Source organism: Brevibacterium sp. SMBL_HHYL_HB1 (assembly GCF_018208375.1).
Lineage (GTDB): Bacteria > Actinomycetota > Actinomycetes > Actinomycetales > Brevibacteriaceae > Brevibacterium > Brevibacterium intestinavium.
This window is the reverse complement of record NZ_CP062936.1, coordinates 945,244-957,624: the sequence shown is the minus strand read 5'-3', so window position 1 is coordinate 957,624 and position 12,381 is coordinate 945,244. Positions and strand designations below refer to the sequence as shown.

Here is a 12,381-nt window from a genome sequence, read left to right as displayed (position 1 = left end):
CTGAAGTGGTGTCAGAGCACTATTTCACCGAATCGCCGAGCAGCGAGGCCAAGACCCGTGAGCTGCGCCTCGAACTGGCCGGCCGCGAGGTCACCGTCGAAACCGTATCAGGCACCTTCTCCCCCACTCGCCTCGACCTCGGCACGTCCGTGCTGCTGCGGCATCTGCCCGAGCCGCCGGCCGGTGATGTGCTCGACCTCGGCTGCGGTTGGGGCCCGATCGCCCTGCACACGGCCCTGGAGGCCAGGGACGCCGAGGTGGGGCTGCGCGTGTGGGCCCTCGACGTCAATTCCCGGTCCCTGGAGACCACCGCCGCAAATGCCCGCCGCTTGGGTCTGGAAACGGTCCGCACCGTCACCGCCGAGGACATCCCCGCCGAGGTGCAGTTCGCCGCGATCCGGTCCAATCCCCCGATCCGCATCGGCAAGGAGGCCCTGCACGAGCTGCTGGAGACCTGGCTTCCGCGTCTGGCTCCCGACGGCCGGGCTGACCTCGTCGTATCGAAGAACCTCGGTGCCGATTCCCTGCAGAAGTGGATCGCCGGGATGCTCGGCGACGGATTCGAAGTCGTGCGCACGGGCTCGTCGAAGGGATTCCGCGTGCTCACGATCCACCGGGGCTAGGTACGACGGGACGGGGCCCGACGGGTTCGGGTTCGACGGGGCTGGGTTCGGGTCTCAGCTGATCGTGCCGCTTGCCACGAGGACCGCGGGGCCGGCGAGGCTGACTCGTCCGCTGGTGCCCTCATGGTTCGGGTCGATCTCGATGCGCAGCTGACCGCCGGGGACATCCACCCGCCACTGCAGGGGTGACTTCTCCCCCGCCCAGTGGTGGGCGGCGATCGCGGCGGCGCAGGCACCGGTGCCGCATGACCGGGTTTCGCCGACGCCGCGTTCGAACACGCGCATCCGCAGTGCCCCTTCTCCCCCGGCCACGTCGGAGCGGGCCGGTTCCATGACGATGTATTCGACGTTCGCCCCCTGTGCGGGCACGGGGTCGAGAACCGGGGCGTCGCGGAGCTCGGCGGCCTCGAGTTCGGCCGTCTCGGCCAGAGCCACGACCGTGTGCGGGTTGCCGGTGGACACGCGCAGTCCGGGTCGGGCCACTTCGATGCCGCCGGTGGTCACGAGCACCGAACTCGCCGGGTCGAGCGACCATTCGCCCATGTCGATCGTGTACCAGGCATCGGTCGATGATCCGGGCCCGGATGTTCCGGCGGCCACGACGTCGTCGCCGGTCTGGACGCCGAGGGCCGGGTTGAGAGTGGTCCGCACGGTCTTGATGCCATCACGGGTGCCGATGAGGATATCGCGGGCATCGGCCGGGACGCGCCCGCTGGTCACGAGCGTGTGGGCGAAGACACGGACTCCGTTGCCGCACATCTCGGACAGGCTGCCGTCGTGGTTGTAGTAGTCCATGAACCATTCGGCTCCGGCCGCGGCCTGCTCATCGGCTCCGGGGATCCCGCTGGCGGCCGAGCGCACGATGCGGATGATGCCGTCTGCGCCGAGCCCGGCGCGACGATCGGCCAGGGTGGCGATGGTCTCCGGATGCATCTCCAGCCGGCTGTCATCGTCGAACAGCAGGACGAAGTCGTTCTGGGTGCCGTGTCCCTTGACGAAGGAGACATCGGCCAAGGCGGCGAACGGGGTATCCGGAGTGCTCATGTCTCCATCCTATCGGTGGGACCAGCGAGGATGTCGAGTGCCCGTGCCCGGTTCCGTTCGGCATCGGCGGCGCAGCCGTCGATCCAGTGGATGCGGGGGTCGCGGCGGAACCAGGTGTCCTGCCGGCGGGCGAACTGACGGGTTCTGACGATCGTCTCCTCCTTCGCCTCGGCGGCGGACAGCTCCCCGTCGAGGTGCCGGCGGATCTGGGCGTAGCCGATGGCCCGTGAGGCGGTTCTGCCCTCGGCCAGACCGACCTCAAGCAGGCTGCGCACCTCATCGACCCACCCGTGGTCCCACATGAGTTCGACTCGGGCGGCGATGCGCTCGTGGAGCACCGGCCGGTCCATGCTCAGCCCCAGATGGATCGTCGGTTCGATCTCCTGGTAGTCGGGCAGCTGGGCGCTGAAGGCCCGGCCGGTGAGTTCGATGACCTCGAGGGCCCGGGCGATGCGCCGCTGATCGTTGACGGTGATCTTCTCCGCCGCCGTCGGGTCGAGTTCGCGCAGCCGCTGGTGCAGGCTCCACCGGTCGGCAGCGGCCTCCGCTTCGAGACGGGCACGGAGGTCGGGATCGGTGCCGGGGAACTCCATATGGTCGACGGCCGCACGCACGTAGAGTCCGGAGCCGCCGACGAGGATGGGCCGGTGGCCGCGGTCGCGGATGTCGGCGATGGCGGTTCGGGCGCGGGCCTGGAAGTCCTGGACGTTCGCCTCGGCGGTGACGTCGAGGATGTCGATGAGGTGGTGCGGGATCCCGCGCCGCTCCTCGACCGGCAGTTTCGCGGTGCCGATGTCCATGCCCCGATAGAACTGCATCGAGTCCGTATTGATGATCTCCCCGCCGAGGTGTTCGGCCAGGTCGAGCGCGAGATCCGACTTCCCCGTGGCGGTGGCCCCGACGACGGTGATGATCGGCGCCTGGTCGCCGCTTCTGTCCGGGCCTGCTTCCCCGGGCTCATGCGTGCTCATGTCCAGGTTCCGGTTCCGCACAGGCAGCGCACCTCGTGGACGCGTTCGTCGACGCTCAGCTCCGGTGCCGAGATGGTGCCGCCGCGTGCGACGATGTGCCGGATGCCGGCTCGCAGACTCGTGAGGTCGGCGTGGACTGTCTCGGCGCTTGCGCACAGCGCCATCAGCCTGTCGGTGTCGATCTCGGCAGTGCCGGTCAGTGCCGTGACGACCGCGGCGTCGAAGTCCGCGGCCCCATCGACCGGTGCCAGAGGTGCGTTGTCCGTCACCGCCGCGGACAGGTCGATGGGCAGGAGCAGGTTCGGGCTGGAACCGAGTGGGCCGACCTCGACGTCGGCGCTGTGGGCATGGAGGAGCGCGATGATGACGGCCGGATCGACGGCTTCGGCGGCGGCTCGATCGGCATCGGTCAGGGATTCGACAGCTTCGACCCAGTGACTGCCGGTGAGCAGCCGGCCGCTGACGGTGTCGATTCCGCGGTCGATGCCCCAGCCTCCGAGTCCGGCCACGGGCGGCAGTGTCTCGACCGGCAGCGCCCACGACGGCTGTGTCCGCAGTGTCGCCCTGATGGTGGCGCGCAGTTCGGCCGTCTGCGCCGTTTCGATGAAGTCGACGTCATCAAGCAGCACGGGGGCTGCCGGGATGATTGCGTAGGAGCCCATCTCAGCCGCGGGTGCGAATGGTCGGCATGCCGAGGTTGGTTCTCGCGCCGGCGCCCTGACCTGCGGTGGGGGCACCGCAGCTGTCGGCCTGCGCGCGATCGTAGGCGTCACCGGCGCTGGAGGGCCGGACCGTGTATCCGGAGTCGGCGAGGAGGAAGTAGGGCTTGGCCTCGGTGACGGTGGTGGTGACGAAGTCTCCCGGTCGGGGCATCGGCGCTCCTTCGGGGATGCCGACGTGGACGAGCCGGTTGTCGGCGGCCCGCCCGCTCAGCCGTGGCGAGTCGCCGTGGGGCAGTTTGGTCACAAGCACCTCGACGGGCCGGCCGATCTGGGCCTTGTTCTCTTCCCACGCGATTTCGTCCTGCAGCGCGGTGAGCCGTTCGAAGCGCTCCTGCACGACGTCCTTGGGCACCTGATCGTCCATCGTCGCCGCCGGAGTGCCGGGGCGGATGGAATACTGGAAGGTGAAGGCCTGGGAGAACCGGGCGCGGCGGACGATGTCCATGGTGCCCTGGAAATCCTCTTCGGTCTCACCGGGGAATCCGACGATGATGTCGGTGGTGATGGCCGCGTGCGGGATGCGTTCACGGACGGTGTCGAGGATGTTCATGAATCGCTTCGTCCGATACGACCGGCGCATGGATTTGAGGATCGTGTCCGAGCCGGACTGCAGCGGCATGTGCAGCTGAGGCATGACCGTGGCGGTTTCGGCCATGGCGTCGATGACATCATCGGAGAAGGCCGCCGGGTGGGGGCTGGTGAAGCGAACCCGTTCGATCCCGTCGACATTGCCGACGGCGCGCAGCAGTTTGGCGAAGGCGCCCTTGTCGCGGAATTCCGAGCCGTAGGAGTTGACGTTCTGCCCGAGCAGGGTGACTTCGACGACTCCATCGGCCACGAGGGCTTCGACCTCGGCGAGGATGTCGCCGGGCCTCCGGTCCTTCTCCTTGCCGCGCAGGCTGGGCACGATGCAGAAGGTGCAGGTGTTGTTGCAGCCGACGGAGATCGACACCCACCCGGAGTGCTGGGATTCGCGGCGGCTGGGCAGTGTGGAGGGGAAGACGTCGAGGCTTTCGAGGATCTCGACCTGGGCTTCCTCGTTGTGGCGGGCGCGTTCGAGCAGTGCCGGCAGCGAGCCCATATTGTGGGTGCCGAAGACGACGTCGACCCAGGGGGCCTTCTTCACGATCGTGTCGCGGTCCTTCTGCGCCATGCATCCGCCGACGGCGATCTGCAGGCCCGGGTGCTTCTCCTTGACCTTCGCGAGCTGGCCGAGGTTGCCGTAGAGGCGGTTGTCGGCGTTCTCACGCACGGCACAGGTGTTGAAGACGACGACATCGGCCTGGTCTTCGCTGCTGGCCTGAACGTAGCCGGCATCGTCGAGGAGTCCGGAGAGACGCTCGGAGTCGTGCACGTTCATCTGACATCCGTAGGTCTTGACCTCGTAGCTGCGAGGTGCGGTCTCGGACGTCGTCGGGGAGTCAATCAGTTCAGTCATCGCGGAACCATTCTAGCCGTTCCCGCCGCTGGGGCCGCACCCGCGGACAGGGTCACGGACCAAGCGTCGTAGGCCCCCGGCATGCGGTCGGACCATCGCCTCTCGATCAGTCTTCGTCCAGCACTTCCCGGGTGACCTTGATGCAGATCGCCGAGGGGAAGCCGCGGCGGGCGAGCATGCCGAGGATCCGTCTCTCGCGCACCGCGTAGTCCAACCGTCGGGTGGAGGCGGCCTTCTTCGCGGCGACCTCACGGGCCAGTTCCTCTTCCCCGTCGACTTCGGCCACGGCCTCATCGGCGAGTTCGGCACTGATGCCCTTCTTGCTGAGTTCGCGTTTGAGCACGGCGCGGGAGAGCTTGCGGTTCTCCCGCTGAGCCCGGACGAAGCGGTGGGCGAACTCCTCGTCGTTGAGCAGGCGGGAGTTCTCGAGCTTGATGATGAGTTCGTTGACGGCTTCGGACATGAGGTCGCGTTTGAGCAGTTTCTTGCGCAGCTCTTCACGCGAATGGTCACGCATGGCGAGCATGTTCATCGCCGTCTTCTTCGCCTTCGCGTAGTCGGCGTCGAAGTCCGCACCGTCCTCGGCATCGTCTGATCCGCCATCAGCGAAGCTGTGTGCATCGGCGAAATCCGGGGCTGAGCCCGCGTGTCCTTCGGACCAGCCGTCAGCGGTGGATTCGACGCTCCCGCCGGGTGCGGACAACCCGGTGAAGAAGCCGGATTCGCCCTCGGCATGGCGCTGGTCGATCTCGGAGATCGCCTCACGCAGCTGTGTGAGCGTCTCTGACTGCTCCGAGTCCCCCGCACCGGCCGAGCGGGACGGTGCGGCAGCGGACCCGTCGTCTTGCGTATCAGGAGACTTCGACGTCATCCGTCTGCGCGGTCGCTGCGGAGTCATCGGCGTCTTCCTCCGGTTCGTCGGCCTCGATCAGACCCAGCTTGTGCTTGATCTTCAGCTCGATCTCCTCTGCCAGGCCGGGGTTGTCGCGGAGGAAGTTGCGGACGTTCTCCTTGCCCTGGCCCAGTTGATCACCGTCATAGGTGAACCAGGAGCCGGACTTGCGGATGATGCCGTTGTCGACGCCCATATCGATGAGGCTGCCCTCGCGGGAGATCCCGTGCCCGTAGAGGATGTCGAACTCGGCCTGCTTGAACGGAGGGGCGACCTTGTTCTTCACGATCTTCGCGCGTGTCCGGTTGCCGACCGCGTCCTGACCCTCCTTGAGGGTTTCGATGCGGCGGACGTCGACGCGGACCGAGGCGTAGAACTTCAGTGCCTTACCGCCCGAGGTGGTCTCCGGCGATCCGAAGAAGACGCCGACCTTCTCACGCAGCTGGTTGATGAAGATCGCAGTCGTCTTCGACTGGGCGAGGGCGCCGGTGATCTTGCGCAGCGCCTGGGACATCAGTCGCGCCTGCAGGCCGACGTGGCTGTCGCCCATCTCGCCCTCGATCTCGGCCTTGGGCACGAGTGCGGCCACGGAGTCGATGACGATGATGTCGAGAGCACCGGAGCGGATGAGCATATCGGCGATCTCGAGCGCCTGCTCACCAGTGTCCGGCTGGGACACGAGCAGCTGGTCGGTGTCGACACCGAGCTTCTTCGCATACTCCGGATCCAGAGCGTGCTCGGCATCGATGAACGCGGCGATGCCGCCGCCCTTCTGGGCGTTGGCCACGGCGTGCAGGGCCACGGTCGTCTTACCGGAGGATTCCGGACCGTAGATCTCGACGACGCGGCCGCGCGGGAGTCCGCCGATGCCCAGAGCGATATCGAGCGCGACCGAACCGGTCGGGATCGACGCGATGGGTTCGCGAACGCCGTCACCCAGACGCATGATCGCGCCCTTGCCGTAGTTGCGATCGATCTGCCCCATAGCGGCGTCGAGGGCCTTCGACTTATCGCCGCCGGTGGGGACCTGGGCGTTCTTGGGTGTACGTGCCATGACGTCTCCTCTTCGTTGCTGTTCCTTTGAGACCAAGGCTAGAAGATGGCACTGACATAACGACAGAGGACGAAATTCCCCCGTGGATAACCAGCCACTCATGGTCACAGGTCCCGTGATTTCCCACCAGCATAACCCATATGGGAACAGGTGTTCGATATATTCGGGTGTGTCGCGTGTCGGGTCCGACAGTCTTTGCCAGATGCGCGCCGGTCTTTCCCAGACGCGCGTGGACGCGCGTGACTGTCCTTGCCAGATGCGCGCAACCCTCCTTGGCCAGACACGCTTAGCCAGACACGCGGCTGTCGTGGACCGGCGCGACCGGTTGTCGCGCCCGGACGTGCCCGTCGGTGAGATTCGCGACCCGTCCGACCGAAATCAGAACGGACGGGAGCGCGGCTTCTCCTTGCCCAGGCGACGCGATTCGGGCACGCTCATGGAGTCGCAGACGGCGATCCAGATATCACGGGGTTCGACCCCGGCCTCGAAGGCCTGTGCGGCGGTGCGCGAACCCAGGGAGCTCAAGGTCAGGTCGGTGTGCAGGGAGGCCGCACGCGCCTCGCCGAACTCCTCATTCATGAGTGTCCAGTAGAGCGTGTGACGCATCAGGGCTTAGCGGCCAGGCGCGGGGCAGAGTATCCATCGGGATGGCCGAGGATCTTGTCCGACAGCTCCTGCGGGATGGTGTCGGGGATCTGCACTCCCTCTTCGAGAGCGAAGCGGTCGGACACCGATGACAGCAGTGCCGACAGCGGCAGGTCGAGTGCTTCGCAGATCGCGGACAGCAGCTCCGAGGAGGCTTCCTTCTGTCCGCGTTCGATCTCGCTGAGGTAGCCCAGCGAGACGCTGGCCCCGTTCGAGACATCGCGAAGGGTGCGTCCCTGATGACGGCGAGCGGAACGAAGTGCGTCGCCGATTTCGACTCTCAGTAACATTACGCGACCCTCCCTTGATCTGCGCGTCCCGTCGTGCTGGTTCCCTCAAGCTTACAGCCTGGCTGTGATACTGCACCAACCTGGTGCCCCGAGCGGATGATTTTGCCAGTCCATTCGAAGACTTTGGAGAATTTCGGTCCGTTGGTCATTACTCACTCAAACCCCGCCCGGGTCGAACTTATTCCTCAGGTGTCGTCCCCGTCGTCGTTCCCGCCGTCGGATCCGGCCTGATCGATCGACCCCGCACCTCGCTCGCTTTCGCCGGACTCGGACGGACCGTACGCGAGTTCGGAGACGAACTCCTCGAGGTTGGCCGACATGGCCTGGACCGTGCGATCGCGGATGGTGTCCCGGTCACCGCTGAAAACGTGTTCGAACACCTTCGGCTTGCCGCCGAAAGCGATGGCCGTGTAGACGAGACCCACGGGTTTGCCGTCCTGGGGGTCGGGCCCGGCCACACCGGTGCACGAGATCCCGATGTCGGCCACGCACTTGACGGCCGTGCCCACGGCCATCTGCGCTGCGACGACCGGATCGACCGGTCCGGTCTCCTCGAGATGGTCGGCGTCGACGGCGGCCAGGCTCGATTTGAGGTCGGTGGCATAGGTGACCAGTCCCCCGCGCACGACCGCCGAGGCGCCGGGCACGTCGACGAGCGAGGCGACGAACCGACCGCCGGTCAGAGACTCAGCTGACGCCAGCGACAGCCCCAGCCGTGTGCAGGAGGCGATGATCCGCCTGTTGGTCTCAAGAAGCTCCGGCTCAGGCACGGGTTCCGTCCCCGTCGGGTCCGGCGCCGCCATCGGGACCGTCCGCATTCGGCCCGGCCTGCCCGCTGAGCCCCTTGCCGTCTCCGCCGTCCGATTTCGCCTCACGGTAGAGCTTCGCCGCCTGCACGCAGTAGTCGATCCCGGTGATAAGCGTGACGACGATGGCCGCTGTCATCACGATCCAGGCGAAGACGAGCAGGATGAAGTACACCACGGACGGGACGAGGTCGGACAGGGGGAAGAGGAGCAGGAAGAGTCCGATCGCCACGGTCTGGAGCACGGTCTTGATCTTCCCCCCGCGGGAGGCGGGCATGACGATGATGCGGATCATGAAGAACCGCAGCACGGTGATGCCGAATTCGCGTACGAGGATGATCACGGGCACCCACCAGGGCAGTTCGACGATGACGGCCAGGCCGATGAGGGCGGCGGCCATGAGCGACTTGTCTGCGATGGGGTCGGCGATCTTGCCGAAGTTCGTCACGAGGTTGTGTTTGCGGGCCAGGTCGCCGTCGATCTTGTCGGTGAGCATGGCCAACAGGAACACGACGAGTGCCCACCACCGCGTGGTGACGTCATCGCCTCCGTGGACCAGGAGCAGCACCAGGAAGACGGGCACCAAGAGGATGCGCAGCACCGTCAGCCCGTTCGGCACGTTCCACGGACTCGGTTCTGCGGCGGGCTGCTGAGAGGATCCGGCCTCAACTCGATCGTTCACGTGACCACCCTATCGGAGTCAGCTGGGCACACCATCGCAATCACCGGCACCGAGGCGGCCCGACCTCAGCGGCCGGTCAGCTGCCAGGCGTCCTCACCGCTGGCTTCGACGACTTCGAGTCCGGTCTCCGGATCGACGTCGCCGACGCTGAGGTCCTCGGCATGGCCGACGCCCTGAGCGTAGCGGTTCGAACCGTGGTGCGAAGCGGAGTTCGACGACGCTCCGGAGTCCTCGAACTCCTCGTCGAAGTCACCCGCCGCCGAGGCGTGTCCCGAGTTCCCGTCGGCCGCGGCCCCGTTCCCGTCGGATTCGGCCGCGCCTCCGGAGTCCTCGTCGGGCGGAGTCTCGCCCTTGATGATCGCCAGGGTTCCCGGCAGGTCATCGGGGCGGACGAGCACATCGCGGGCCTTGGATCCCTCGGAGGGTCCGACGATGCCGCGGGATTCCATGAGGTCCATGAGGCGGCCGGCCTTGGCGAAGCCGACGCGCAGCTTGCGCTGCAGCATCGAGGTCGACCCGAATTGAGTGGTCACGACCTGTTCGACGGCCTGGAGCAGGAGTTCGAGATCGTCGCCGATCTCCTCGTCGATCTGCTTCTTCGGGGCCTCGACGGCCACGTCCTCACGGTAGTTCGGCTTGAGCTGGCCCTTGACGTGTTCGACGACCTTCTCGATCTCGGACTCGTTGACCCAGGCGCCCTGGACGCGCATCGGCTTGGCCGCGCCCATCGGCAGGAACAGGGCATCGCCCTGGCCGATGAGCTTCTCCGCACCCGGCTGGTCGAGCACGACGCGGGAGTCGGCCAGCGACGAGGTCGCAAACGCCAGGCGGGAGGGCACATTGGCCTTGATGAGGCCGGTGACGACGTCGACGCTGGGGCGCTGGGTGGCCAGCACCAGGTGGATGCCGGCAGCGCGGGCGAGCTGCGTGATGCGCTGGATCGAGGCTTCGACATCGCGCGGGGCGACCATCATGAGGTCGGCGAGCTCGTCGACGACGACCAGCAGGTACGGGTAGGGCTGCAGCACACGCTCGGACCCGGCCGGCGGGTGAATGCGGCCTTCGCGGACGGCCTTGTTGAACTCCTTGACGTGCTTGAATCCGTAGGTGGCCAGGTCGTCGTAGCGGGCGTCCATCTCGCGCACGACCCATTCGAGCGCCTCGGCGGCCTTCTTCGGGTTCGTGATGATGGGGGTGATGAGGTGCGGGATGCCCTCGTAGATCGTCAGCTCCACGCGCTTGGGGTCGACGAGGATCATGCGCACGTCGTCGGGGGTCGCCCGCATCATGATCGAGGTGATCATCGAGTTCACGAAGCTCGACTTACCGGCACCGGTGGCACCGGCGACGAGCAGGTGGGGCATCTTCGACAGGTCGGCGACGACGAAGCCGCCCTCGACGTCCTTGCCCACCCCCATGACCATCGGGTGGTCGGACTTGCGGGCGGCCTTCGACCGCAGCACATCGCCGAGGGCCACGTTCTCACGGTCGGAGTTCGGGATCTCGATGCCGATCGCCTTCTTGCCGGGGATCGGCGAGAGGATGCGCACATCGGCGCTGGCGACCGCATAAGAGATGTTCTTCGACAGGGCCGTGACCTTCTCGACCTTCGTGCCCGGGCCGAGTTCGACCTCGTAGCGGGTGACCGTGGGCCCGCGGGAGAAGCCGGTGACCTGGGCGTCGATCTTGAACTGCTCGAGCACATCGCGCAGCGCCTCGACGACGCGGTCGTTGGCCTCGGAGCGCTCCTTCGCGGGCGGTCCCGGCTGGAGATTGTCCGAGGCGGGCAGGGTGTAGGTGACGTCCCCGGCGAGGGTGAGCTGCTCGACGCGTTCGGGCAGCTGTTCGGTCGGAGGCGCCGGCGGAGCGTTCGTCGTCGGCACGGGCGACGAGGCGGCCGCGTCGTCGGACTTCTGCCCCGAGGCTCCCTTCTCCTCGTCCATGCCGATGGTCTTCTTCAGCGCTGCCATCTCCCGCTCGGCCTTGGTCGGCCGGCGCTGACCGGGCTTGAGCTTCGGTTCGGTCTCGATGACCTCGGTGTCGGCTTCTTCGTCGTTGACGTCGTTCTCGTGGATGTAGGCCTTGTCGTAGGCCTTCGTCGCGGTGTCGTCATCGCCGGACGAGGACTCGGAGGTCTCGGTCTTCTTCTTCCGGCTCCGGCGCTTGGCGCCCATGACGGGTTTGAGGTTCGAGGTGCGACCGTTCTCGGCGACGAGGTCGCGCTGGTCCTCCTCGGCCTCGGCCGCGGTCTCCGGGCGAGCCCCTCCGGTCAGACGCCAGTAGAGCTCGGTCAGCCGCTTGGGGATCGCACGCACCGGGGTGGCTGTGACCACGAGCAGGGAGAAGAGCCCCAGGAGGACGAGCAGCGGCACGGCGACGTAGACGGTGGTGGCGACGACCAGCGGTGAGGAGACGACGAAGCCGAGGGCGCCTCCCCCGTTGGCCATGGCCTCACGGGAGTTCGTGAAGCCGGGGTTGCCGGCGGCGATGTGTGCCAGTCCGGAGGCCGCGAGCAGGCCGAAGATCATCCCGATAAGGATGCGGTTGTTGCCGCGGTTGTCGTCTCCGCGCAGGAACAGGCGGATGGAATAGCAGGTGAAGATCACGGGCAGGGCGAGAGCCACACGCCCGAAGGTGCCTTCGACGACACCGCGGACGCCATCGCTCATGGCCCCGGGAATGTTCCACCATTCGAAGGCGGCGATGACGATCGAGAGTCCGATGAGGAAGAAGGCAGTGCCGTCTCGCTTCGTCGGTGACTGATCGGTCGGCTCGTCGCTGAGAGTCTTACGTGCACGGTTTCCGGCCATGTGGGCCACTCCCCTCCATGCACCGGTGACAACGTTTGTCCCGGGTTCCTCGGTCCCCGCTCGACCGGACCGACCAGCGTTCTTGCGCGCTGTGCGTTTCCCGGAACCAGAAGCGGGGGAAGTCGTTCTGGTCGCCATGTCTCTCATCTTAGGACGATATTGCGCTCCTGCCCAGCAAATCCGCAGGATTCGGCGTGCCACAGCAGGCCTGCGGAGGCGTGATTTTCCACGTCAGGTGCGGTGCGGAACGAAGACTGGATCATCTGCGGTTTCCAGCGCCGGCCGGGGCGACCGAACCGGCCCGCGCCAGCGGAAACCGCCGATACACGGGTGGAGTGCCGAGGCCACTGCGCGTGCGTCGGTGTCTCGACGCTCCACCGGAGTTTCGCAGCAGCGAGAAGCCG

General features: G+C 66.8%; 12 protein-coding genes. 1 reads left to right on the top strand and 11 read right to left on the bottom strand.

Annotated elements, in window-relative coordinates:
- The first annotated feature begins 8 nt into the window (after window positions 1-8).
- The gene (locus tag IG171_RS04550) at window positions 9-623 is read left to right on the top strand and encodes a methyltransferase (protein ID WP_212130204.1); all 615 of its coding nucleotides are present in this window, start codon (window positions 9-11) and stop codon (window positions 621-623) included.
- A gap of 54 nt (window positions 624-677) precedes the next feature.
- Here IG171_RS04550 and dapF read toward each other — a convergent pair whose 3' ends face one another.
- The 11 genes from dapF to IG171_RS04495 all read right to left on the bottom strand — a co-directional run bounded on the left by dapF (window position 678) and on the right by IG171_RS04495 (window position 11,977).
- Window positions 678-1,667, bottom strand: coding sequence for a diaminopimelate epimerase (gene dapF, locus IG171_RS04545; RefSeq protein WP_212130202.1), 990 nt, complete (start codon window positions 1,665-1,667; stop codon window positions 678-680).
- Window positions 1,664-2,638 carry a tRNA (adenosine(37)-N6)-dimethylallyltransferase MiaA gene (gene miaA, locus IG171_RS04540; RefSeq protein WP_212130201.1) on the bottom strand — a complete coding sequence of 325 codons (975 nt, stop codon included), beginning with the start codon at window positions 2,636-2,638 and terminating at the stop codon, window positions 1,664-1,666. The genes dapF and miaA overlap by 4 nt, the downstream gene beginning before the upstream one ends.
- Window positions 2,635-3,300: a hypothetical protein gene (locus IG171_RS04535; protein WP_212130200.1), complete on the bottom strand. Its 666-nt coding sequence runs from the start codon at window positions 3,298-3,300 to the stop codon at window positions 2,635-2,637. The genes miaA and IG171_RS04535 overlap by 4 nt, the downstream gene beginning before the upstream one ends.
- Window position 3,301: 1 nt before the next feature.
- Entirely contained in the window at window positions 3,302-4,798 is a 1,497-nt protein-coding gene (gene miaB, locus IG171_RS04530) for a tRNA (N6-isopentenyl adenosine(37)-C2)-methylthiotransferase MiaB (protein ID WP_212130199.1), read from the bottom strand.
- A 106-nt stretch (window positions 4,799-4,904) separates the two neighbouring features.
- The gene (locus IG171_RS04525) at window positions 4,905-5,696 is read right to left on the bottom strand and encodes a regulatory protein RecX (RefSeq protein ID WP_249204057.1); all 792 of its coding nucleotides are present in this window, start codon (window positions 5,694-5,696) and stop codon (window positions 4,905-4,907) included.
- Complete coding sequence (recA, locus tag IG171_RS04520; RefSeq protein ID WP_212130198.1) at window positions 5,650-6,744, bottom strand: recombinase RecA; 1,095 nt, start codon at window positions 6,742-6,744, stop codon at window positions 5,650-5,652. The genes IG171_RS04525 and recA overlap by 47 nt, the downstream gene beginning before the upstream one ends.
- A gap of 378 nt (window positions 6,745-7,122) precedes the next feature.
- On the bottom strand, window positions 7,123-7,350 hold the full coding sequence (locus tag IG171_RS04515) for a DUF3046 domain-containing protein (protein WP_212130197.1): 228 nt from the start codon (window positions 7,348-7,350) through the stop codon (window positions 7,123-7,125).
- Window positions 7,350-7,679, bottom strand: coding sequence for a helix-turn-helix transcriptional regulator (locus IG171_RS04510; protein WP_212130196.1), 330 nt, complete (start codon window positions 7,677-7,679; stop codon window positions 7,350-7,352). Before IG171_RS04510 ends, IG171_RS04515 begins: the two co-directional genes overlap by 1 nt.
- A 185-nt stretch (window positions 7,680-7,864) precedes the next feature.
- A complete protein-coding gene (locus IG171_RS04505; protein WP_249204055.1) occupies window positions 7,865-8,449 on the bottom strand; it encodes a CinA family protein in 585 nt (194 codons plus the stop codon).
- Window positions 8,442-9,167, bottom strand: coding sequence for a CDP-diacylglycerol--glycerol-3-phosphate 3-phosphatidyltransferase (pgsA, locus tag IG171_RS04500; RefSeq protein WP_212130193.1), 726 nt, complete (start codon window positions 9,165-9,167; stop codon window positions 8,442-8,444). The genes IG171_RS04505 and pgsA overlap by 8 nt, the downstream gene beginning before the upstream one ends.
- Before the next feature lie 65 nt (window positions 9,168-9,232).
- Window positions 9,233-11,977 (bottom strand): DNA translocase FtsK, encoded by a 2,745-nt coding sequence (locus IG171_RS04495; RefSeq protein WP_212130191.1) that lies wholly within the window; start codon window positions 11,975-11,977, stop codon window positions 9,233-9,235.
- Window positions 11,978-12,381 lie beyond the last annotated feature (404 nt).

What these genes read in the sequence shown, in the direction of transcription:
- dapF (WP_212130202.1), bottom strand. Translation starts at nt 1,667, where the DNA reads ATGAGCACTCCGGATACCCCGTTCGCCGCCTTGGCCGATGTCTCCTTC.
- miaA (WP_212130201.1), bottom strand. Translation starts at nt 2,638, where the DNA reads ATGAGCACGCATGAGCCCGGGGAAGCAGGCCCGGACAGAAGCGGCGAC.
- IG171_RS04535 (WP_212130200.1), bottom strand. Translation starts at nt 3,300, where the DNA reads ATGGGCTCCTACGCAATCATCCCGGCAGCCCCCGTGCTGCTTGATGAC.
- miaB (WP_212130199.1), bottom strand. Translation starts at nt 4,798, where the DNA reads ATGACTGAACTGATTGACTCCCCGACGACGTCCGAGACCGCACCTCGC.
- IG171_RS04525 (WP_249204057.1), bottom strand. Translation starts at nt 5,696, where the DNA reads ATGACTCCGCAGCGACCGCGCAGACGGATGACGTCGAAGTCTCCTGAT.
- recA (WP_212130198.1), bottom strand. Translation starts at nt 6,744, where the DNA reads ATGGCACGTACACCCAAGAACGCCCAGGTCCCCACCGGCGGCGATAAG.
- IG171_RS04515 (WP_212130197.1), bottom strand. Translation starts at nt 7,350, where the DNA reads ATGCGTCACACGCTCTACTGGACACTCATGAATGAGGAGTTCGGCGAG.
- IG171_RS04510 (WP_212130196.1), bottom strand. Translation starts at nt 7,679, where the DNA reads ATGTTACTGAGAGTCGAAATCGGCGACGCACTTCGTTCCGCTCGCCGT.
- IG171_RS04495 (WP_212130191.1), bottom strand. Translation starts at nt 11,977, where the DNA reads ATGGCCGGAAACCGTGCACGTAAGACTCTCAGCGACGAGCCGACCGAT.